This is a genomic window from Candidatus Zixiibacteriota bacterium, assembly GCA_034003725.1.
Lineage (GTDB): Bacteria > Zixibacteria > MSB-5A5 > GN15 > FEB-12 > WJMS01.
The window spans coordinates 156,321-179,351 of the sequence record JAVEYB010000008.1 but is presented as its reverse complement, the minus strand read 5'-3'; the positions used below and the strand labels follow the sequence as shown (position 1 = coordinate 179,351).

The following is a 23,031-nucleotide window of genomic DNA, read 5'->3' as shown; positions in this document are numbered from 1 at the left end:
GGGAACTGCAATGAAGACCACTACAACTGTACGACTGGCGGGTATCTGCCTGCTGGCGGGCGCGCTGCTGGTGACAGCCGCCGGATCGGTGTCTGCGAGTCAATCATCGGCGCGGGCGGTCGCGATGGGCGGCGCGTATATCGGGCTGGCGTCGGGCGTGGAAGCCGGGCGGTTCAACCCGGCGAACCTCGGCCTGACGGATCGCCGGCAGACCGGGCTGGAACTGGTCGGTGTCGGCGCTCATATCACGAACAACGCCTTTACGCTGGACGACTACAACAGCTATACCGGCGCGTTTCTGACGACTGACGACAAAGAATATATCCTCAGCCGGATTCCGGCGGAAGGGCTCAAGCTCGACGTCCATGCGGAAGCGGGCGTGCTCTCCGCGGCCACGGGACCCTTCGCGTTCACGATGACCGGTGTCGGCACCGCCGATATCAATCTGAGCAAAGACATCTTCGAGCTGGTTCTCAACGGCAATACGATTGCGGACACGATTCACGTCACCGGGTCGTACTCCGATGCGATCAGCTACGTATCGGCGGGATTGTCCTACGGGTACGCCCTGTACTCGCAGGGCACCCGGCAGTTGTCGGTCGGCGTTACCGGCAAGTACCTTCGCGGAATATACGTCGAGCGGGTGACGGAGCTCGAGGGGCTGGCGGCGACTCACATGACGGGCTTTACGGGCGAAGGGCGCCTGGTTGCACAAACCGCGGAGGGGGGATCGGGCTACGGTCTTGATCTGGGGGCCGCCCTGAAGCTCAGCAACGATTACACGATCGGCGCCACGCTGCATAACGCGCTGGGCTCGATCACGTGGAATTCCAACCCGAAAGAGTACGGCTACATCTTCAGCTTCGACACGATGAACGTCGACAACATGGGCGACGACTTCGTCACCTCGGAAGATTACGACAAAGAGATCGAAAGCTTCACGACCACTCTCCCCCGCGTTCTGACGGCCGGGATCGCCAAGACAAGCGGCACGGTTCGCTGGGCGGTCGACTGGGAACAGGGACTGGAGCGCAAGCCGGGCTCGTCGACAGAGCCGCGCCTGGCGCTGGGCGCCGAGTGGTCGCCGATCGGCGTACTGCCGCTGCGTGCCGGTTATGCGTTCGGCGGCGACCGTAACGCCGGGTTCTCGGTCGGTTCTGGCCTTCACGCGGCGCTCGTCCATCTCGACTTCGCGGTTGTCACCGGTAACGGATTTTCCGGCTACAGCGCCAAGGGCGCCAATCTGGCCCTGTCGCTCGGCCTTCACTTCTAGACAAGGCAGAATCTGGAGGACACGATATGAAACGCATCGCTAAGAACTTCTGTGGGATCGCGCTGGTCGCACTGTCGGCGACCGCACTGATATTGCCTCAATACGCGGCGGCCATGCCGCCGCACGAACGGCTGTACGAACAGCAGGCGGCCGGAAAGGTGTCGCTGCCGCCGGTCGTGGTCGATCAGGCCGCGCTGCACGAACGCGGTATCTGCACGGGCGACGACGACGTCATGCGCCGGTTTCTGCTGCAGCAGGCGGCCGATCGGCGGGCCGACGGTGTCGCACAGGATGCCTCCGCCGGGCCGTTCCATATTCTGGCGCTTTTGGTCGACTTCTCCGACCACACCGCCTCCGTGGCGCCGTCGTACTTCGATTCCATGCTGTTCAGCACCTCCGGATCGACCGTTCGGTCCTATTACGATGAGGTTTCATACAGCCAGATCGATCTGATCACGGTCAGCACCAACGAACCCAGTGATCTCGGCTGGCTGCGTGCACCGGAAACGTACGACTATTACGTGAATGACCAGAACGGCATGGGGTCGTATCCGCAGAATTCGCAGGGCCTGGTAGACGACCTGGTCGACATGGTGAACCCCACGGTTGACTTCTCCAACTACGACAACGACGGTGACGGGTACGTCGACGTGCTGCTGGTCATTCACAGCGGCACGGGCGCAGAGTACGCCGGTGGCACAACCGACATCTGGTCGCACAAATGGGGACTGCCGTTTCTGAAGACCGCCGACGGCGTGATTATCAGCAGCTATACGGTCCAGCCGGAGTTCTGGCAGTCGCCCGGCGACATGACGATCGGCGTGTACTGCCACGAGCTCGGTCACGGATTCGGGCTGCCGGATCTGTACGATGTTGATTACACCTCGCAGGGCATCGGCAAGTGGGGTTTGATGGCGGGCGGCAGCTGGAACGGTTCGCTGGGCAATTCGCCCGCGCATCCGAGCGCATGGTGCCGTGTGCAAATGGGAGTCAGCACGCCGGTGACCGTCAGCACGAACATGATCAACCAGTCAATCGGCGCGGTCGAAAGCGGCGGATCGATTCTTAAGCTGACCCCGTATGGCGCGGCCGCCGACGAGTACTTCCTGATAGAGAATCGCCAGCGTACCGGTTTCGACTTCGGCCTGCCGTCCTCGGGCCTCCTCATCTGGCACGTGCATGAGAGCGCTCCGAGTTCGTACGGCAGTAACAGCTATGAATGGTATCCGGGACAGCCGTCCGGCAACCACTTCGTCGTGGCGCTGGAGCAGGCCGACGGGCTTTTTGAACTCGAGAATACGTCAGGTTCAACATTCGCGGCTTCAGATGCCGGTGATCCGTTTCCCGGCTCCAGTAAACGGTATCTGTTTGGTGATACTGGTACCGTTAATGCATCTTCGTACTACAATGACACCGTCACTTCCATGATAGCAAACATCAATGATACCACAAGCGCACCGGCAATTACGGCGGATCTGGTTGTCGGTCTGGCCTCCGATATCGGCGACGACGATCCTGTGACGCTTCCGAACTCGGTCGTACTGGCGCAGAACTACCCGAATCCGTTCAACCCAAGCACGGTGATCGCGTTCAGCATCAGTGTGGCAGCCGATGTCACGCTGGAGGTATTCAATGTCCTGGGACAGCGCGTGACGACGCTTTTGGACGGTCCGGTAACGGCCGGTGAGCACCAGGTGATCTGGGACGGGACCGAAACCGACGGGCAATCGGTAGCATCGGGGATTTACTTTTACCGGCTTACGGTAGAGAGCAACGAACGCGAGGTCAAAAAGATGGTTCTGGTGCGCTGACGAAACTTAGCGCTGTGGTTCTCGTGTTTCTCCCTCTTCCCCACACACAAAACCCCCGGAGGCTCCGGGGGTTTTGTGCGTGAGTTACTCTGGACTCAGCAGATCCGGTTGTTGATATGCTGCGTCGGTCGGTTGCGGCTGGGGGAGGCGCTGGTTTTTCTTGTACAGGGTGTGACAAGCTTTACAGCGCTTCGGATCCTCGGAGAAGCCCCGCTCGGCGAAATACTCCTGTGCGCCGGCGGTAAAGACGAACTCCTCACCACAATCGCAGCAGATCAGAACCCGCGGTTCGAACCCGCTTTCCATGACTAGTCCCCCTCTCTCATCGTGCACCGGCATCCCTGCCGGACACGATGGTTACGCCAGCCACTGCATGGTAGGTAGGTCAGTTACGGAGTGTCAAGAAAAAAACTATCGGTTTCCCTTATCCTAAAATGGGTTACACGGCGAAGCCGGGCCACCCGAGAAAAGGAAGTTGACCAGATAGATGAGGTCGGAAAGATCGGCCCCCTCGGTGCAGTTTACGTCGCCCGATTCCAGTATCGGGAGGGGCGACGGTCCTCCCATGAAGAGAAAATTGACGAGGTGAATAAGATCGCTCAAGTCGACAAGGCCGTCAAACGTGACATCGCCGCGCTGCACGACGGTCGTCGCGGTTATCTGCTGCGAATCAGTCACCAGCGAGTCACTTCTTGACTGGGCGTAAAATGTCAATTGACTGTGGGTCCCCAACGGCGTGCCCAACGGAACGACCACGTCGAACTGCACATCGGCGCTGTCGCCTCCGAGGATAAACTTCGGCACGGTATCCACGACGATCCAACCCATATCGTCGCTGCAGGTCACATCGACCACATCGGACAGCGGGGACGTGTTGTATACACGGTAATTGAAGGGACGGGTGGCCCCCGAATACACGGCGGAATCGGTCACCACGGTGGTCGCGATCGCGTACGGTTCGCGAAGCGTGGCAGAGTAAGTGAACAGCGATGATCCGGAGAATTCCGAGACGTTGACGCCGACCAGCGTCACGCAGTAGAGCGTGTCGAAGTAATCGACGACGCCGGTGCCTTCCCACTTGCCGGGATCAACCACGATCGGCTGTACGGTGTGTTCGTTCGGGCCGTTCGACAGCACGAGATACGCCCGCCACTGGACGGCATCGAGACCGTTGAAGTTGACGGTCAACTGACCTTCGAGCAGTCCAGGGTAGAATTGGACGTAGCATGCCCCGTAGCCGTTGGGAATGTTGGGCGACGACTGGGAATTGACCGGATAGGAGAGGTGCGTGCGGCCGATCAGGATGGACGGGTACTGGTCCGCTTCCTCGTGGTGCAGGCCGTCATCGCGCGTGTCCGTAATGAAATTCCACACGGCGAACTCGCCAAACGCGTCGTCCTGCGAAACGCCGTAGCGGCCCATGAGCGTATCGGTCATGGCGTCGAACACGGTCTGCGTAGTGGCGCCCTGCCACGCGGCGACCATCAGTGACGTATCAAACGCCTGGGCCAGATACAGACCCCAGATGAAGCTCGCGTACGCGTGTCCGGACGCCTCCATCAGAGACTTGTTCGGTGCGTTGAAGAAGTCTGTCAGGTAGTTGTAGTTGTCGTTCACATGATCAAAGGCGATATCTTCCATGTAGGTTGCATCAAGCTCCATAAACCAGGTCCCTTCGTAGGCGTCGTACGCAAACTGGACGGCGTGATGGAACTCGTGCGCGGCGGTGACTTTGGCGGCGCCCCACTGATCGCCTTCGGGATCGTCGTTGGGCGGGAAGTTGATGAAGTCGCGGTGCATCACGATGTGAGAATACCGGTCGTCCGACGGCAGCGGCCCATCCCCTTCGCGAACGGTATACCCGTAGTATCCCATTTCCTCGAAATAGATATCGTACTTATTGTCGCCGCCGAGATTGTTGTCCGGGGGCGGATCGAGGTATCCGAGGGCACGGTGTTCGGCCAAGCTGGAATCAAAATACGCCGCGATCCGTTCGACGAAATCAGGGACTCCACTCATGTCGGCGTCGGCGGAAGGCACGGCGTGAGACCCGGTGATGTCGTAATGCAGCTTGAAGAAGCCGCCCGGTGAGTCAAACGTGTACACGGTGGCCCAACGAATCATAGCGTCTTTGTACGCTTCCTGTGTCGACGGAAGCAGGAAAGGCCAGTCCTGAGTAGCAATACGGTTCAGCACCAGACAGGCGCCACGGGAAGCGTCATGAGCGGTGGCCAGCGCGCCGGCGGCGAAACGGGCAGGCAGAGCGTCCGGTGTCCGGATGGCGGCCACCTCGAGAAGCACCCGCTCATCGAGTGACAAAGACCCGGCCTGATACTCAGCCTCGATTAGCGTCAACGGATCGGACGCCGCATTGATAGCGGAAGCACTGAGGCAGGTGAGCAACAGGGCTGGAATAAGCGCAGCGATAACACTCTTCATCATCCGTTCAGCCTTCCCACATCTGGTTTTACTCTGTATCGGCTCGAAGACTTCTACTGAGCATACGGGAGATACCGCATTGTCTGACACGCCGATGACAACGACACTCTGTTTTGCATCCTGCAACGAACTCGGTTGTGAGGATAATGGCCGGTCTATGGGAGATACGCAATCCCGAAGACCGACACGGGTGTAACACTGTGGTTCCCGGACCCGTTCACCGGGCGCGGGCAAACACACACAGTACGCACTTAATGTACTGGATATCAACAAGTTGTCAAGAACATTCGATACTTTGACCGACTAGAAATACTGGCCGGTGCCGAAGGACACTTCCCACTGATTGTCCTGATTGCGTGAGAGGTCGATTCTGAACAGCTCGGCGTTGGATGCTTTCTCAAGTGAGATCCTGAGCCCGACACCAATGGTCTGGTGGAAGTCCTCGATGAGGGTTGCCTCGTCCGGTTTCCATGACCGGGCCAGGTCGGTGAACAGCACACCGCCGAATTGGACCGACAGCAGCTCCAGCCCGGGGAACCATCGGGTTTCCAGGTTGGCGACAACCATGCGGTCGCCGATCCGAAAGCGGCGGGGGAAGCCGCGGAGACCGCTGGCTCCGCCGAGTTCGAGGCGGGCGGAGTTGTCCGAGCGCCAGTCACGCTGGTAAAGGACCCGTGCGGCAAAGGTGACAATGGGCAGCCGGTTGTTGTAGTACACCACCGAGACTTGCGACCACCGGCGCAGGTCACTTTCGCGACGGAACCAGAACGTGCGGTCGTAATTGATGATCAGAAGGTTATGCCTGAACCGTCCGGCCAGCCGGGCTTCGAAGGTCAGCAGGTCATAGCGATAGTCATTGAGTCCCGGAACGAACGCCCGCCCGGCGCGGAGGGTCAGGCTTTGCCCGAGAGTTACGTCCTCGACCTGATCGAATCCGTTGAGTCGGCGGGTCGTGGCAAATTCGAGATTCTGCAGAAAAGCGCCGCCGACAATCTCGTGGGCGACCGAGTCGGTGGGAAAGACTATGTCGCCGGGGTCAACGCCCTCGGCGATCTTGCGGTCGAAGGTCGTTTCAAAAACGTACCGGTAGTTCAGCATCAATCCGGTCTTGTTTTTGTAAGAACCCCATCGGTAGATGCCCTCAAGGAGGAACTGGTCGGCGGCGCTGGTAGAACGGGCCAGCAGGCTGTTGTTGTCGTCGTACAGGTCGCGGCGGGCGCCGCGCGCCAATACGCTGGCCCCAAATGAGAATCTTTGCTGCAGGTTGTAGAAGGGCCGACCGACTGTCAGTTCCTTGATTTCGTCGGTGGGGTCTCCCTTGTATCTGAGGCCGAGCAGAAACGGATGTCCGAAGACGCGGCGGTCCTGGAAGCGCGCCTCGGCGAAGTTTTCGTCGGCTTCCTGCATTTCATACTGAAGCAGCAGGTACTGGTTCAGCCCAAGGAAATTATCCTCTTCGAACCCGATCTGGAAGTCGGTCTCGTCGCCGTTTCGCTGCAGCACCACGCCGCCGGTGAGGCTCCATCGATCGGTCGTGACAAGGCGGACGAGCAGGCCCCCGCTGTCGAGTTCTTCGATTTCCCACCAGGCGTCGTAGATGGAATAGTCGGAGCGGAGATTTCGTGCGGTTTCGCGGGCCAGTTCGGAAGAGAACCGGTCACCGGGGGCGAAGAGCAGCTCGCGACGGATGACGTGCTCGCGGGTGACGATGTGCAGTCGGTTAGCGGTGCGGAAGAGAAAACCGGCGTATTGCGGATCGTCGGTATCAAAGATGTTGCGACTGTCGACAACCAGAGAATCGATGGTACGGCCGTCGTATCGGCCCAGGGTGGAATCGCGGGCGGCCAGCTCGGCGTCGACCGGTTCCGACCAGAGGGCGGACTCGGCGGCCGACAGGCCGGTAACGTGGATCAGGACGGCAAGTGCGCACACTATCCAGGTTGTCTTCAGCACGTGGTGTCTCCTGGGGCGCCCGGGGTTTCGGTATCGGTTGCCGTGTTTGCCGCTGAATCCGTTCTCGGGCGGGCCTGTCTCAAGCAATTCTCCAAACTAACCGATAATATAATGACTCTGTGCAAGTTAGCAAAGAAGCGTCTATGATCCGCAAGAAACTGGGCGAGCTGCTTATTGAACGAGGGCTGGTCACGCAGGACCAGCTTGATGAGGCGTTACGCCAGCAACGTGTTTCCAGTCAGCGCCTGGGGACTCTGTTGGTGCAGCTTGGCCATGTCTCGGAAGATCAACTGACCGACGTCGTGTCCGAGCGGCTCGGTATCCCCCGTGTTTCGCTGTCGGCGATGGTTATCGATCCGCAGGTGATCCAGCGGCTGCCGGTCGAAACGGCCCGGCGCTACTCCCTGATCCCCATTTTCGTTATCGGGAATACGATGACGCTGGCGATGGCCGATCCGCTGAACATAATCGCCATAGACGAAATCAAGTATCAGACCGGCCTGGACGTCAAACGTGCGATCGCCACGGAATCTGAGATCAAGGAGGCGATCGAGGAGTACTATTCGGTCGCGGACTCGCTGCAGGAGATCGTATCGAGTCACGCGGCGCAGGAGTTGACGGTTGGTCGGGAAGCCGCGGTGGAGCTCAACGAGGAGGCCGACAGCCCGATCATTCGCCTGGTCAACCTGATCATATCCAAGGCGATTCGCGACCGCGCCAGCGACGTGCATATCGAACCGGACGAGAAAAGCGTACGCATCCGTTACCGGGTGAGCGGCGTCATGCGCGAGGAGGCCTCGCCGCCGAAGTCCATGCAAAACGAGGTGATTTCACGGATCAAGATCGCGGCCAACCTCGACGTTTCCGAGAAGCGCCTTCCGCAGGACGGGCGCTTTCTGATGAACACGGAAAGCGGGCCGGTAGACCTGCGCGTATCGACGCTGCCGACGATTCACGGAGAAAAGATCGTGATTCGCATCCTCGACCGACGCAATCTGTTCATGACCCTGCACCAGCTCGGCATCGAGGAACAGCTCGAACAGGAATGGATGAGCCTGATCACCAAGCCGGAGGGTTTGATCCTGATCTCGGGGCCGACCTCGAGCGGCAAAACGTCCACGCTGTACACGACGCTGCAGCAGATCAACTCGGTGGAGAAAAACATCGTGACGGTCGAGGACCCGGTGGAGTACTCGTTGCCTCTGGTCAATCAGGTGCAGATCAACGAAAAAGCCGGTCTGTCGTTTCCGTCGACCCTGCGATCGATCCTCCGCCAGAATCCCGATGTCATCATGATCGGGGAGATTCGGGATCGGGAGACGGCGCAGATGGCGGTACGATCGTCCCTGACCGGTCATCTGGTCTTCTCGACCATTCACACCAACGACGCGCCATCGGCCGTCACGCGACTGCTGGATATGGGCATCGAGGACTACCTCGTCGCGACCGCGCTGAAGGGCGTGCTGGCCCAGCGCCTCGTTCGGGTCAATTGCCCGAATTGCGCCGAGACATACACACCGTCGCCGGGCGTTCTCTCCCGCGCCAACATCCCGCCCGACCTGCTGTCGGGCATGACGTTCAAGCGCGGCGTCGGCTGCAACCAGTGCAAACTGACCGGCTTCCAGCACCAGGTCGGCGTTTTCGAGCTCATTCGTGTGACGCCGACAATCTCCGAGATGATTCTCGGCGGCATATCGATCAACCGAATACGAGACCAGGCCGTGCACTCGGGCTACGTGCCGCTGTTTGAGGCGGGACTCGCCAAAGTTCGGGCAGGACTCGTCTGCCTCGAAGAACTGCTCAAAGAAACGTCGCACGTCGAAGAACTGCCGGTAATGGAACAGGCAATGCAGATGGGTTACAGTAATGCCGGCACGGCAGTATAAGTACGAAGCCTACAACCGGGCCGGCGAGGTTCGGACGGGTAAGTTGACGGCGCGCGATGAATCGCAGGTCGAGCAGCACCTGGCCGAACAGGACCTGATGCCGATCAGCATCAGCACCGTCAACCGGCGATCATTCCAGCCGTCGCTGGGGTTTCTCGGGGCTTCGGCCTACGAGCAGCTCATCATGTTCACCAACTCGCTGGCGACCATGCAGCGTTCCGGCGTCCCGCTTCTGCGGGCTCTGAGCATCATCAGGATCGGCAAAGAAAACGGCCACTTCAATCGGGTCATCGATTCCCTGAGGCTCGGGGTGGAATCGGGCCGTCCGTTGTCACAGTCCATGGAGGAACACCCGGAGGTATTCTCCCGCGTGTACGTTGCATCGGTCGCCGCCGGCGAAGAATCGGGTCGCCTCGAGCATACGCTCGACGAGTTGTCGGCGATGCTCGAAAAGGAAATGGAACTCAGCCGTCAGATAAAGCAGGCGACCCGTTATCCGCTTATCGTGCTCACCGTGATCGGCCTCGCGTTCATCGTCATGATGACGTTTGTCGTGCCCCGATTTGTCGAGTTTTATTCGGCGTTCGACGCGCAGCTGCCCGGTCCGACCCGAGCGCTTATCGCGTTCAGCGAGTTGATCACCTCTTACTGGGCATACGGGCTTGGTTTGCTTATCGCCGCCGCCCTCGTGTTCCGCCGCTGGCTGGCGACCGATTCCGGCCGCGCCCGGTTCGACAGCTTCATGCTGCACATCCCGATCATCGGCAACCTGATCGTCAAGGGCAATGTCGCCCGGTTCGCGCTGATGTTTAGGATACTGTTTCAGGCGGGAATCCCGCTGGTCAAGACGCTGGAGATCCTTGCCTCGACGGTGAAAAACACGCAAATCGGAGAGGAAATCCAGAGGCTGTCAGAGCTGTTTCGCAAAGGCCGTGACATCAATTCGGTCAAAGGGCTGTTCCGCTGGTTTCCCGAGCTGTCACTGCACATGATGGACATCGGGATGGAGTCGGGTTCGCTCGACCGGATGATGCAGCAGGTTGGCGCTCACTACTCGCAGGAGACCATGTACCGGTCCCGTCAGTTGACGTCAATCCTCGAACCCCTGCTGACGCTGGTGCTGGGAGCCTTTGTCCTCGTCATGGCGCTGGCCATCTTCCTGCCAATGTGGAGCTTAATCAAGGTATTCCAGGGGTAGGCTGCTCAAGCCGCCCAGAGCAACGGACGATACATATACAAAGTGTCTCAATAAATCTCAGAAGGAGTCAGACCATGTACACATTGGCAAACCGGCGGGGGTTTACGCTGATCGAGTTGGTCATCATAATCGTGATCCTCGGCATATTGGCGGCGGTCGCCATTCCGAAATACCAGGATATAACCGGCGAGGCGAAAGAAGCATCGTGTCGGGCGGCGCTGGGCAGCATCCGCTCCGGCATCACGATCTACTACGCCAACCAGGCGGTGAAGAACGGACAGGCCGCGTGGCCTCCGATCGACAGCCTCGCGAATGTCGGGACGGTCATGATGCACGGCATACCGGCAAACCCGTACCAGCATCCGGACAGCGCTGCGGATTCTATCCTTGTCGGTTACAGTAAGGGCACGACGATCGGGACGGTCGGCGGCTGGGTGTACAACGACAGCACCGGCGAAATCTGGCCGAACACGAACGATATCGGCGAAGCCAACTGGTAAGACCGGGAGGCGCGATGAAAACCGTGACGCGCCTCTCCCGACGGCTAAACAGGACCGGCTTCACGCTCGTGGAGCTGGTCATCATTATCGTGACCCTCGGCATTCTCGCCGCCGTGGCGGTGCCGCGGTTTGCCGACGTGGCGGAGGGATCGAGGCAAACGGCCACCCGGGACGAGTTGAACAAGCTCAAGAGGGCGATTATCGGAGATCCGTCGGCTGTCGCCGGGGGCGAGCATGTTGACAGGGGCTTCGAAGGCGACGTCGGTTACCCGCCGTCGTCCCTGCACGATCTGGTGCGCAAGCCGGATTCAGTTGCCGCGTACGACCGACTGACCCGTCTCGGCTGGAACGGACCGTACATCGACAGCGCCGAGAACAAGTATCTGACCGACGCCTGGGGTAATGCCTACGGCTACGATCCGGCCGCACGCCGGATAGTCTCGGGCGGGCCGGGCAACGGTGACAGCATCGTGGTCACCTTTTAAGCACTGGGCGGGTGCCAATGCGATTGTTCAACGTGAGCGTGCGCCCTCGGACGGAACCCGTACAAGGGACCGGCTCGGAGTCCGAGGATCCGGCCCCGGTCGTCTCGCACGAGACAGTGGAGCGGCCGTGTCGACCGCGTCGCGTGCATGCACACGGCCGCTGGCTCTCGTTTGCGATCACCCCCGATTCGGTCGAGATGTCTGCGGCGCGTCGCAGCGGCCGTAAGACGAAACTGATTGAAATCCGCAAGATTTACACGACCGCCAATCTCGTGACGCGCGAGTCACGGGTTGACTTCATCTGCCACACAATCGAAGACTTCGTCAACGAGTTCGGTGGCCGCAGGCCCCGCGTTTCGCTGGTTATCAACGGACCCGAGACCGCCTTACGGACTCTCGAACTGCCCGCCCTCTCCGGGAGCAAGCTGGCGTCGGCCGTGACGTTCGAGGCGCGCAAGCGTCTGCCGTTCCCGATCCACGACTGTTATTACGACTATCGAATTATCGCCCGGATGAAGCGCGCCGGTAAGGAATACGTGCGGGTCCAGTTGCTGGCGGCAACCCGACGGCTTGTCGACGAACTCCTCGAATACTTCAGCCGGCTGGGGCTTCGGGTCAGTCAGACCTACGTGGCGTACGACGCCATCGGCCAATTGCTGTCCGCCCTGCCGGAGTACCGGCCGGACAGCAACTTCGCGCTGATCAACGTGGAACGCACCGGGACGCACATCTCGTACTACCGGGGTGGGGATCTCGAGTTTTACCACATCGCGTCGCTGGGGTCCTCGTCGCTGGCGGGGCGAACGGACGAAGGCCGTTTCCGGGACTTCGCCGATCTGCTCGCGCGCGAGATCCAGAACTCGCTGGACTACTACACAGGTCAATACGCCACGCACTTCACGAACCGCGTGTATGTCTACGGCGATCTGGCGTATACGGACGAACTGGTCCGGTTGCTGCGCGATCAGTTCGGATTCGAATTCCTCGTCTTCCCCAACGAAAACCTTCGCAACGTCCACTTCGACGCAAACCGCGTGTCATCGTCCCCGGCCGTGTGCCTGCAGACGGCCGCGGCTTCAGCCTGCCCGGTCCTGCTGCCGAATCTGCTTCCGTCGCGGCAGCTCACCGTCCTGCGGGCGCGACTACAGCACCGGCTCGCGCTGGCGGCACTGGTGGTACTGGGCGTGTCACTCGGCGCCACCTCATGGTTGCAGTTTCGAAGCATCGGCAGGCAGGAACTGCGGAGCGCCCAGATCCAGACCGAGGTCACGGCATTCGAGCGATCCGATATGTTCAGCAGCTATCATATCGCCAAACAGCTTGTGGCCACAAACCGGTCGTACATAGATAAAATCCACCAGGAACCGAGTTATCTCGGATTGAACTTCAAAGAGCTGTCACGACTGACTCCCGAGGGAGTGCTGTTGCGGCAGCTGGAATACTCGCCGACCGCCAGCGGACGCGATCTCGTGCTCATGGGCGTGGTCTCCTCCCCCGACCTGCCCCCTGAGCTCATACTGGCGGAATACGTGGAGCGCCTGAACAACTCCCCGTGGTATGTCGACGTTACTGTCGACCGTCACGTCAAGCGAGCGGCAAAAGAGACCTTCGAACTGGAATTCACCCTGAGCATGCGGGGGCTGTCGTGAGCAATCGCATGTTCGCTTATTACGCAGCGGCGGTCGGCCTGACTCTGGCCTGGTTTTTCTTTGCGTACCGTCCGCTGGTGGTGCGACTCGCAGAGTCACAGAGCGCGGCCGACCGGCTCGAGCAGCGGCTGGAGGACTATCGGGCGACCGCTCGCGAGCTTCCGATGCTGCTCGAACGACAGAAGGAATTGCAGCAGTCCAAGCAGATGTTGGAGTCGAGGCTGTACGCCAAGGCTGACATACTGTCGTTGATCGGCGACGTCAAGTCGCTTGCCGCCGCATCAGGACTGAAAGTCTATGACATTACTCCTTCGATGGAGGAGTTGCTGCAGCTGAACAGGCGGGCGCGGTCGACGGAACCGCTGTTTCTGGAGCTGGCCGTCACGGTCGATGGGCGGTTTGTCGATTTCGGCGCGTATGTCGCGTCATTGGAAGAGCAGGTGTTTTTCCGGGGAATCACCCGGTGCTCGGCTCACGCGGGGAAAAACCCGGGTGATCGGATTCGCTGCACGATTGGTTTCCGCGCGCTGCTCGGCAGCACGGAGGGACCGGCATGACCGAACGGACGCGAAAGAAAATCGTTTACGGCGCGCTGATCGTGGCGGTGCTGTGGGGAGCGTACAATTTCTCCGACCGGAATGCCGAACCGTACCGCTCCGAACCCGCACCGACGATCCAGCCGGCAGGCGGGACCGCTGCCGCCGTACGGGAGCTTGACGAGAGCGAGATCGCGCGGGTCAGGGCCGCCGGGTGGGGACGCGACCCGTTTGGCGTGCTGCAGCAGGGGCGGCGCGTGTCCGGACCGTCGTGGAACCTCCGGGGGATCATCTACAGCGCGTCCAGCCCGCTTGCGTACATCAACGGAAGTCGGGTCGGGATCGGGGATACGATTAACGATGCAACCGTGGTTGCAATTACAAGAACAGCAGTGAAGCTGCGACACCAGGGCCGGGAATTCGAGATCCGCGTACATAAAGGTTAAGATCATGAAGTTCATCATCGCAATAGTATTGATAAGCACGGCGGCGCTCGTCGTGTCAGTCGGGGCGGGACCGCTGGATTCCGATAAACGCATGTCGATGGAGTTGGAGTCGGTCCCCCTGCTTGACGTGCTGAACATGATCGCCCAGCAGAACGGCCTGAACCTCGTCATCTCCGGACGGGTCAGCGGCAACGTCTCCCTGCGGCTCGAGGATGTGGACGTCGCGACCGCCCTCAACGCGGTGCTGGTTGCCAACGGATACAGCTATTTTCTGCGGGACGACGTCATAGTCGTGAAGCCGTCGGACGAAGTCGCGCCGGGGGATTTGGAGTCGCGGATGGTGACGCTTCGGTATGTCTCCCCCGCCACCGTGCAGCGGGCGCTGCAGTCGCGTCTTTCCGACAAAGGCCAGGTGGTGGTGCTGGACAAATCCGACGCCTCGGGTACATCAGGCGCGACGCCCTACAAGGCGAACCGCATCCTGATCACGGACTTTCCGACTCTTCTGCCCCAGCTTCTGACGATAGTGGCCGATATGGATACGCCGGAGCGGGTCATCATGATCGAGGCCCGGATTATCGAGACCAAGGTGGACGCCAACTCTCAACTCGGGTTCTTGTGGCCGACATCGGCGTCGGTGGACATGACCGGCGCAACGGCCGTGACGACGACAACCACCGGTGACGACGTGACAACGACGACTGCCCGGGACGGAGCCGGCGCGTACAACCCCAACGACGGATCATGGACGTGGGGCACGCTGACGGTCAACCAGCTTTCGATGGTCCTCGATATGCTGGAGGAGGACGGGAAGTCGCGGCTGTTGTCGGATCCGCGGTTGACGACGGTGGAGAATCACGAAGCGGAAATCAAGATATCGACGGTGATACCGATTCAGACGATCAACCGGTTCACCGAGGGGGCGGCGGTGACGGACATCGTGACGTTTCAGGATGAAGAGGTCGGCATTTCACTGCGGGTGACGCCGCGAATCAACGAGTCGGGCACGATAACGCTGGATGTGAACCCGTCGGTGGCGGATATCATCGGCTTCAGCGGTCCAGCGGACAACCAGAAGCCGATCACCTCGGAGCGCTCAATCCGGACGACGATCACGGTCCAGGAGGGCGAGACGGCGGCGCTGGGCGGGCTGCTGAAGGAAGACGAGATTATCAAGGAGCGGCGCGTGCCGCTGCTGGGTCATATTCCGCTTATCGGGAAGCTGTTGTTTACGAACCGGTCGAAGGAGAAGTCAACCAGCGACCTGATTATCCTGATCACGCCGACAATCGTTCGGTAGGCCGGGCGTCCTTCATCAGCCGCCAGCGTTGCGAGCGGCTGACATACATCTGCACGGCAAACACCAGAAGCACGAGATTGCGTACGACCGATGTCCACGCGGATTCGGTCGCCGATCGGGCGGTTTTGAAACAACCGCAGTCGATATCGATTCCTCGGGCGATAGTCGTTGACAGGGCGATCACGAACACGACGAGCAGGACGTTCATCCAGAGCGCGGCGCCGCGATACAGCACACCGAGGATGAGAAATACCCCGGCGACAAACTCGATCCACGGAAGCACGAGGGCCAGCAGGTTTATCAGGTAGCCGGGCATGAGATGATAGTACCAGATCGATTTGGCGAACGACGCCGGCTCGATAATCTTGTAGATGGAGGCGTAGATGAATACGCCGCCGACCAGCAGCCGCGAAAACATCGTCAGGTAGTCGTTATCGATCAGTTTTCGCATTCCGGATGAACCTCAAGGTCAAAGCCGAACGTCGCCCATTCGCGGGCGCCGCCGAAGAAGATCGACGGGCGGGTGTAGCCGAATTCCTGCATGTTGCGCGCGAGATGCAAAGACAGATCGCATTCCTCGCCCGAACAGAAGACGATGATGGGTGTGTCTTTGTCGACAAAGCCCAAAGCCGAGTCCAGGTAGGCCGGGAGATTCTCGGCGGGCAGGTAATCGAAGGGAATGTTGATCGATCCGGGAATGGTGCCGCAGGCGAATTCATAGGGTTCGCGGGCGTCGACAAAAACGACATCGCCGGCGGCATGCTCCATCTGGGCCACGTTGATATCGATAAACGGCGGATCGCCTTCCATCGCCGAGGGCGGGACAATGGGACCGTCGCCGGATGAAATATCCCGGTATTTACCGATGAAATCGACGGCGTTCGGGGAAACGAGATTGATTCCGAGTCCCAGGATCGCCGCGAGGATGAAAATCGAGGTTGCCTGTCTCAGTCCCATTCGGATCGATAGTCGTTAGTGGCTTCTGCCGGTTTTCAATTATACACGTAAGGTTTCGCAAGGTCGTCATTTTTGGTCACAGATCAAGCTGAAAATGGCATAAAAAAGATTCACCCGGATTACTCCGGGTGAATCCAGTACGACCGCCCTGGCGTGATCTTGGGATGTGCCGACACTGTTTTCCTAAAAGCCCCGAACGCTCGGTTTGCCGGTTATGCCGGGATTAACCAGAGAATATCTTCCTCGTAAAATTTTTCCGACAACCTGGACAAACTTGTTGGGCGTCAAGACCTGCAGACCGTACAAATGCCAGCAGTCCTTTTCTCCTGTGGGAACGTACTGTTCGGCCTCTTTTCTCTTCGGCATACAATTACTCCCTATGCACGACTGTTATCCTCCAGGGTCCGTAGTTACACCGGAATACACACGATAGCAGTACATACAGGGATGCCGCGTTCGAAGAAGGTATCACCTCCTCAAGAGCCTCAATGGACTTTAAGGTGCGCCGGACTCAGCTTTCAGGATCCCAAGTGACACGGCGAATGAAAAACGGGGCCGTACATCAGTAGCTTCGCTTTTCACCCTAGTTGCAATATATGAACCGTTGTTAAGCAGTTCAACCAAAAAACGAAAAAAAGGTACTCTCTGTTCGATTTTTTGTCGTTATGACAATTGTCGCCGGGGTATTGATAATACATTGCCATACACATACTTAACAATTTGCCGGGCCACCCGGTTCGTCCCAGCAGCCCCGCAGCCTTGCGATAAAGTCGGCTAATATGACAGGGCGTGCTTGTCGCGGAGCCGGTTCAACTCGGTAACGGTGATACCGTACTTGTCGGCAGTCTGCTGGCGAATCTCGTCGACCGCGACCCGTTTCTCGTATGCCGACAGGTCGGCGGGCAGAGCCAGGAAGAGCTGTTTGTAGTGGGCCAGAACAGTCAACTCGCGCTGGCGGCGTTGTTCGACCGAATCCATGTTCTCCGCATCTCGAGCGGTCTGGGACCGGTTACTCAGTGCGGTGATCGCGCTGTCGCGGCGTACGATCTCTTCTCCGAGAGAATCGAGCTGATCCTCATACTGCTGGGTGTGGCGGGAGACTGAATCAGCAAACGCGGCCTCGGCAGACTGAAGCGTCCGCTGGAGAGAGTCGATGACTTCCCGGTCACGATCACCGTCCTGTCTGCCTTGTTGCAGACCCTCGGCAAAGACCTGCTGACGGTTGCGGTCCTCCCGCCAGTCTTTGACGTAGGCGACTCCGACGATAAGGGCAATCAGCAGTATCGCTAGCAACAGCTTCTTCATAGTGACTCCGATCTTCCTGCACTCCAACTATGGGCGAGGTTGAGTCACGGTCAAGTTTGAAATAGCTGCCACTTCCCAGAACCGGTCACGGCAGATTATACCGGCTCGACCGCCTCGGCTTCGAGCCGTTTCAGAGAGAGATGCCGCGTTTTGAGGAAGTAGAACCCGAGCGCGGTCACCGGGATGTACTGCGCCGCATGCAGCACCAGGGCGAACGCACCGGCCTGTTCGGTCGGCACACCGTACAGCTTGAGTGTGACGGCCACACCGGCGTGGTAGACGCCGACAAAACCGGGAGATGACGGTATGAGTATGGAAATAGACACGATCACCAGCAGTACAAATGAGGCAGCAAGGTGAAGGTCGAATCCGAACGCCTGGAATACGAAATAGTTGGACAGCCCGTACACAAGCCAGATAAGCAGGGTGTGTGTCGCGACCCAGAAGACGGCGGTCTGATCGGTCATGAACTCCAGTCCGCGTGAAAAGCGCATCACCACGTCCTGAATGCGCTGCTTCACGCCCCCCGGCAGGAAAAACATCGTGCGTACGACCAGCATACCCGCCTGCTGCGGCCGGGTGGCGAGATACAGGACGAACGCCAACCCGAACACCGCGACTGCAACCGCGACGTACGTCCCTTTCTCCAGACTCATGCTGAGTTCGGAGTCGGTCACGGGCAGTGACGAGACGGCAAACACGCCGCCGAGAATGGCCAGCAGGGCCATAAGATCAAACACCATACGCTCTACGAAAATAGTCGCCAGCGACGCCGACTTGCTGATATCGGCGTCCTGCCGCGACAGCGAGTAGGCCCGCACAAACTCACCCAGCCGAAGCGGGAGGACGTTGTTGGCCATAAAGCCGATACAAGTCGACGCCAGCAGCGCTGAATAGGAAACGCGCTTGATCGGTTCCAGCATGAACTGCCAGCGGTACGCCCGCTGGTACAGGGAAAGAATCACCAGCATCATGTTCGGCAGCAGCCACCAGTAGTTCACTCGTTGCAGCACGGCCACGAGTTCCCGTATGCTGATTTTATGAAATACCGCATACAGCAGGGCCACCGAGATGAGGATGCCGACGGCGATCGAGATCACTCGTTTCCGACTGCCGGTCATCGACGTCCCTCCGCAACATCCCGGGCCACCGTCTCGAACGCGCGTGCGGCCGCATCCCAGTCAAACGTCCGCGCCCAGTCCAGCGCACCCTGTTCGAGCCGCTTTCGTTCGGTTTCGTTCTGCAGAAGCCGGATCAGTTTCTCCGCAAGCCGGCCGACATTCCCATATTCGTACAGGTATCCGGTAACACCATCGCGCACGGAATCGCGCAGGCCCGGACTATCGGCGGCGACAACCGCCGTGCCGACGGCGTTGGCCTCGATATTCGTCAACCCCCAGCCTTCTTTCAACGACGGCAGCACCGCCACATGGGCGCGACGCAGACGGTCGACTTTCTCTGCGGAGGAGACAAAGCCGGGGAATTCGACGTGTGCCGCCAGACCCAGACCGGCCGCCAGTTCCTTCAGGGGTTTCACATAATCACCGTCGCCCACCACCATCAGCCGGGAGCCGGGCACCCGATCGCGCACCAGTCGAAAGGCCGCAATGAGGTGCTGTATGGACTTGTACTTCTTGATGCGGCCGAGATACAGAATGGTGGGAACGTCATACTTGCCGACCGACGGATCGTACGAATAGCGCGAGCGGTCGATGCCGCAATGGATGATTGATATATCCCGCTCGGGAATTCCCCGGGCAATCATGTCGCGGGCGGTCGATTCGGAAATCACGTTGAAGTGACAACCGCGGTATACGGGTATCAGCGGTCGTTCGGCGAGATACACGTATGTCGCCAGAACCACATTCACCTCGTGGAACACGGTGGTGGCGAACAGGTGAGGAACCACCACCAGCCGCTTCATATCCAGATACAACGGCGTGTAGAACGGGATCTTGTTGATATCCTCGATCAGCAGGTCATACCTGTCCTGCCGGGCCAGCTTGCGGAGCGCGAAGGGAACATGCAGGTTGAATGTATACCGATTGCCGCGGCGCACAATCCGCACGCCTTCGACCGTCTCCTCCCCCGCTCCGCCGGGAAAACCGGAACACAACAAAGTCGCCCGGTGACCGTACTGCACCAGCCGGCGCAGCAGTTCCTCGATATGCACTTCCGCCCCGCCCGCAAAGGGATTTTTCAGGTCATTCCAGTTCACAACGAGCAGGTTCATGGATTCGGCGCACCATCGGGTTGACGTGATTGCATCTGGAGGCGAATCAGCTCCTGGTCCAGCCGTGCGAGCAGCGTCTGCGCCCTTTCGTGGCCGGGGTTCTGTCGCAACCAGCGTTCGAGCAAATCCTTCAGTTTGAGCAGGTCCCTGCCTTCCACGTGCAGCTTGACGGCTTCTTCGAACGCCTGTTCGAGATGCGGGTGCTCGGTCAGAAGGCTGTCGAGGATAACCTCGGCGCTGTCGTTTTGCCCGAGCGTACGCTTGGCGCGCGCCCAATACACGGCCAGACGTTCTTTTTCGGGCGACGGTTCCGCGCGCACGAGTGCGGCGGCATCGGCGTCGCGACCCATATCACCGTACAGGTTGCCCAGATAAATCACTGCTTCGCGGTTGTGAGGGATATTCTCGACCGCAAGCCGGGCCATGTCGGCCGCTTCATTATGGCGACCGGCTCGTCGAAGCGTATCCGCCACCATGAGAATGGTATGTGCCATGTTGTACGTCACGCGAAGCGTGGTTTCGTCCTTGTGAATCGTCGGGTCATTGAGTCCCCGGAAGCGGAATGTCGCGGTATCGCGAAGCAGTTCGACCGACCGCTCGATATTGACCGTCATGCCGTTGCCGTCCGGCATCAGTCGCCATTTCATCCCGGACAGCTCGAGCCGGTGGTCGATAGATTCATTGCGGATGCGGCGGAAGCCCGGAGAACAGGTGACCGCGAAATTGATCGGCACCCTCGGGTAGTTGTTCACGTAAATGGCATCGATCACCTGGTGTGATACGCGATAGAGTTCTCCGTCCTGAAACCGGTAGGCGCGCAGCGCCCTGATGTCATCATCGGTCCAGCCGAGTTCAAGTCCCATGTAGTCGCGCAACTGCCGAATGTACCAGTCAAGGTTGGCAAGTGACAGATTGACCACGCGAACGTCTTTGCGCAGACCGTACGCTTCCTGAAGGCACCAGAGCGGGAAGGTGTCGTTGTCACCGTTGGTGAACAACACCGCATTGGGGTCCGCCGACATGAGCAGATCGAAGCCGTAGTCGTACGCTACGTAGTTCCGGGAGCGATCGCACACGAAGTAGTTTTCCGCCAGGGCATACGCGGGAAGCAGAAACAGCGCACAGACCGATGCGGTAATGACGCCGCGCCCGGCGGCCGAGAACGAGCGCACGGACTCCCGGACAAACTGCACGAGTGTCGTCACGCCGACGCCGATCGTCATGCCGAACAGAATAAACGCACCGGTGAAAAAGTAGTCGCGGTCGCGAACCTCGAGGTAGTCCTGACCCGACGGCGTCATCCGGGTACCGTCGGCGAAATTCATATACAGGACCAGACCGACCGATGTCAGCAGCAGAATGAGCAGCAGGTGAAGCCCGATCCGGGGCTTGCGTCGAACAACCTCCCACAGCCCGAAGAGCCCGAGCATAAAAAGCAGGAAAAATCGCGGGCCGGTGAGTCCGTACTGCGAACGGAAAAAGCCCCAGAATCCCATGCGTTCGAACGTCCCGAACTGGTTCTCCCACTCGCCGCGCCGCTCGAACATGCGCTCGATCATCGACTCCGATCCGTATTGTTTCCGTTCTATGAACTGGATGGTCGCCTGCAGGGACTGCGACGGATCGTTTTCATTGATGAAAGGATCCTGGGCGGAGCGGATCGGGATGTAGACGTGGGCCGAGAACCCCAGCACGGCCACGACGAGCATCACGAGCGACTGTTTCCATCGCCTGTCTTTCAGCGCCAGGCCGAGGCCGACCGAAACCACCGCGGCTGCCAGCAGACCGACCGCGAATTCTACGACGCCGAGGATGATTGTCGAGACGCCGACCAGCGGAATGAGCGTGAACCAATTGATATGCCGCCGCAGCAGCCAGCCCAGACCGGCCATCAGGACTACGGTGAAGCCGAGGAATACGGCGTATCCTCGGATGTTGAGTATTGCCACCAGAGCGAGCGCCGCCGCGACGAGAACGAACAGGGGCGGATACAACCGATGATACGACGCATCGGCGCTGCCTCGACTGAGCGCGCGATAGCGCGACAGGCAGTACAGCGAGTAGAGCACGGTTGCCACCAAACCCGCGGCTCCAACCGCGATGAGTGTACCCGATGGCGGCGTGGCGTCGCCGCCGATCGATCTCCACGCGATGGACACGACCGGCAGCACGGATATCACAAGGCCGGCGAAAATGATCCACACGGATGCCGGGATGTTTTCGAATGAGAAAACATAAAACACATAGAGCGCCAGCACGATAGTGACCGGCAGATAGAACGGGATTTCATCGGGCCGGGACGACAGTATAAACAGCAGAAACAACTCGAGGACAAAAAAGACCGCAACTTGAAACCATCCGCCGGCGGGCGTCTCTTTTCTCAGGATGAAGAACAGCGCCGCGATCGGCAGGATGAGAAAGGTCGCCATGTGGACGCCGATCCCGAGTGTCGCCAGGTACACGACCAGCATCATAATGCGGCCGCCGCGGGGCGTTTCCCAGTGTTCGACGTAAACCATGGTGAGCCAGAACACCGCCATCATGATGAGCATGGACAGCCCGTACACCTCGGCCTCGATCGAGTTATTCCACTGAGTGAGGCCAAACGCGAACAGCCCCGCCCCGCACGCGCCACCGGCGTACATCAGGAATCGGGAGAGCCGGTCCGAGGCGCCGTCGAACCAGTAGCGCAGCATCCTGACCGCGCTGAGATACGCCAGCAGCGCGGCAAACGACGACGACAGGGCCGAGAGGAGATTGACGCGCGCGGATATGTCGGCCAGCGGTGCGTACTTTGCGAAGAGGTGTCCGATCAGGATATACAGCGGCGTACCCGGCGGATGCGGAATGCCGAGGATGGCCGAGACGGCGATAAATTCACCGCAGTCCCAGAAGGACATGGTGACGGCCTTGGTGGCAACGTAGACCGATACCACGCCGAGCCAGACGCAGGCGGCGACCAGGGCGTTTACACGGTCGATATGTCGATCAAACAGCTTCAAGGTAGCACGGCAACCGAGCGGGACGATTGACTTCCTCACTGCTTATACACGGGGACCG

General features: G+C 59.6%; 19 protein-coding genes. 10 read left to right on the top strand and 9 right to left on the bottom strand.

Translation table 11 applies throughout. The annotated features are described in order from the left end of the window. The first annotated feature begins 10 nt into the window (after window positions 1–10). Both RBT76_10750 and RBT76_10745 read left to right on the top strand, forming a co-directional pair. Window positions 11–1,273, top strand: a complete 1,263-nt coding sequence (locus tag RBT76_10750) for a DUF5723 family protein (GenBank protein MDX9858261.1) — start codon at window positions 11–13, stop codon at window positions 1,271–1,273. Between the two features lie 26 nt (window positions 1,274–1,299). Then, complete coding sequence (locus RBT76_10745) at window positions 1,300–3,084, top strand: M6 family metalloprotease domain-containing protein (protein MDX9858260.1); 1,785 nt, start codon at window positions 1,300–1,302, stop codon at window positions 3,082–3,084. Window positions 3,085–3,168: 84 nt separating this feature from the next. On the opposite strand, the gene RBT76_10740 is transcribed toward RBT76_10745, so the two are convergent. From RBT76_10740 to RBT76_10730, 3 genes are all read right to left on the bottom strand, one after another. Continuing rightward, window positions 3,169–3,390: a zinc-ribbon domain-containing protein gene (locus RBT76_10740; GenBank protein MDX9858259.1), complete on the bottom strand. Its 222-nt coding sequence runs from the start codon at window positions 3,388–3,390 to the stop codon at window positions 3,169–3,171. Window positions 3,391–3,513: 123 nt separating this feature from the next. Next, on the bottom strand, window positions 3,514–5,526 hold the full coding sequence (locus RBT76_10735) for a hypothetical protein (protein ID MDX9858258.1): 2,013 nt from the start codon (window positions 5,524–5,526) through the stop codon (window positions 3,514–3,516). Between the two features lie 300 nt (window positions 5,527–5,826). After that, complete coding sequence (locus tag RBT76_10730) at window positions 5,827–7,476, bottom strand: hypothetical protein (protein ID MDX9858257.1); 1,650 nt, start codon at window positions 7,474–7,476, stop codon at window positions 5,827–5,829. 143 nt (window positions 7,477–7,619) lie between these two features. On the opposite strand from RBT76_10730, the gene RBT76_10725 reads away from it, so the two are divergent. The 8 genes from RBT76_10725 (at window position 7,620) to RBT76_10690 (ending at window position 15,476) form a co-directional block, all read left to right on the top strand. Beyond that, window positions 7,620–9,362 (top strand): ATPase, T2SS/T4P/T4SS family, encoded by a 1,743-nt coding sequence (locus tag RBT76_10725; GenBank protein MDX9858256.1) that lies wholly within the window; start codon window positions 7,620–7,622, stop codon window positions 9,360–9,362. Then, the gene (locus RBT76_10720; protein MDX9858255.1) at window positions 9,343–10,560 is read left to right on the top strand and encodes a type II secretion system F family protein; all 1,218 of its coding nucleotides are present in this window, start codon (window positions 9,343–9,345) and stop codon (window positions 10,558–10,560) included. Before RBT76_10725 ends, RBT76_10720 begins: the two co-directional genes overlap by 20 nt. Before the next feature lie 74 nt (window positions 10,561–10,634). After that, entirely contained in the window at window positions 10,635–11,060 is a 426-nt protein-coding gene (locus RBT76_10715; GenBank protein ID MDX9858254.1) for a prepilin-type N-terminal cleavage/methylation domain-containing protein, read from the top strand. A gap of 14 nt (window positions 11,061–11,074) precedes the next feature. Next, window positions 11,075–11,545: a prepilin-type N-terminal cleavage/methylation domain-containing protein gene (locus tag RBT76_10710; GenBank protein MDX9858253.1), complete on the top strand. Its 471-nt coding sequence runs from the start codon at window positions 11,075–11,077 to the stop codon at window positions 11,543–11,545. 17 nt (window positions 11,546–11,562) lie between these two features. After that, complete coding sequence (gene pilM, locus RBT76_10705) at window positions 11,563–13,194, top strand: pilus assembly protein PilM (protein ID MDX9858252.1); 1,632 nt, start codon at window positions 11,563–11,565, stop codon at window positions 13,192–13,194. Continuing rightward, complete coding sequence (gene pilO / locus RBT76_10700) at window positions 13,191–13,751, top strand: type 4a pilus biogenesis protein PilO (protein ID MDX9858251.1); 561 nt, start codon at window positions 13,191–13,193, stop codon at window positions 13,749–13,751. The genes pilM and pilO overlap by 4 nt, the downstream gene beginning before the upstream one ends. Further along, window positions 13,748–14,176 (top strand): hypothetical protein, encoded by a 429-nt coding sequence (locus tag RBT76_10695; GenBank protein ID MDX9858250.1) that lies wholly within the window; start codon window positions 13,748–13,750, stop codon window positions 14,174–14,176. The genes pilO and RBT76_10695 overlap by 4 nt, the downstream gene beginning before the upstream one ends. A 4-nt stretch (window positions 14,177–14,180) precedes the next feature. Continuing rightward, window positions 14,181–15,476 carry a hypothetical protein gene (locus RBT76_10690; protein ID MDX9858249.1) on the top strand — a complete coding sequence of 432 codons (1,296 nt, stop codon included), beginning with the start codon at window positions 14,181–14,183 and terminating at the stop codon, window positions 15,474–15,476. On the opposite strand, the gene RBT76_10685 is transcribed toward RBT76_10690, so the two are convergent. From RBT76_10685 to RBT76_10660, 6 genes are all read right to left on the bottom strand, one after another. Beyond that, a complete protein-coding gene (locus tag RBT76_10685) occupies window positions 15,454–15,927 on the bottom strand; it encodes a MauE/DoxX family redox-associated membrane protein (protein ID MDX9858248.1) in 474 nt (157 codons plus the stop codon). The genes RBT76_10690 and RBT76_10685 overlap by 23 nt on opposite strands. Beyond that, a complete protein-coding gene (locus RBT76_10680; protein ID MDX9858247.1) occupies window positions 15,915–16,433 on the bottom strand; it encodes a rhodanese-like domain-containing protein in 519 nt (172 codons plus the stop codon). Before RBT76_10680 ends, RBT76_10685 begins: the two co-directional genes overlap by 13 nt. A 774-nt stretch (window positions 16,434–17,207) precedes the next feature. After that, on the bottom strand, window positions 17,208–17,738 hold the full coding sequence (locus RBT76_10675; protein ID MDX9858246.1) for a hypothetical protein: 531 nt from the start codon (window positions 17,736–17,738) through the stop codon (window positions 17,208–17,210). Between the two features lie 95 nt (window positions 17,739–17,833). Then, window positions 17,834–18,859 (bottom strand): lysylphosphatidylglycerol synthase transmembrane domain-containing protein, encoded by a 1,026-nt coding sequence (locus tag RBT76_10670; GenBank protein ID MDX9858245.1) that lies wholly within the window; start codon window positions 18,857–18,859, stop codon window positions 17,834–17,836. Next, the gene (locus RBT76_10665) at window positions 18,856–19,971 is read right to left on the bottom strand and encodes a glycosyltransferase family 4 protein (GenBank protein ID MDX9858244.1); all 1,116 of its coding nucleotides are present in this window, start codon (window positions 19,969–19,971) and stop codon (window positions 18,856–18,858) included. Before RBT76_10665 ends, RBT76_10670 begins: the two co-directional genes overlap by 4 nt. After that, window positions 19,968–23,012: a DUF2723 domain-containing protein gene (locus tag RBT76_10660; GenBank protein MDX9858243.1), complete on the bottom strand. Its 3,045-nt coding sequence runs from the start codon at window positions 23,010–23,012 to the stop codon at window positions 19,968–19,970. The genes RBT76_10665 and RBT76_10660 overlap by 4 nt, the downstream gene beginning before the upstream one ends. Between the last annotated feature and the right edge of the window lie 19 nt (window positions 23,013–23,031).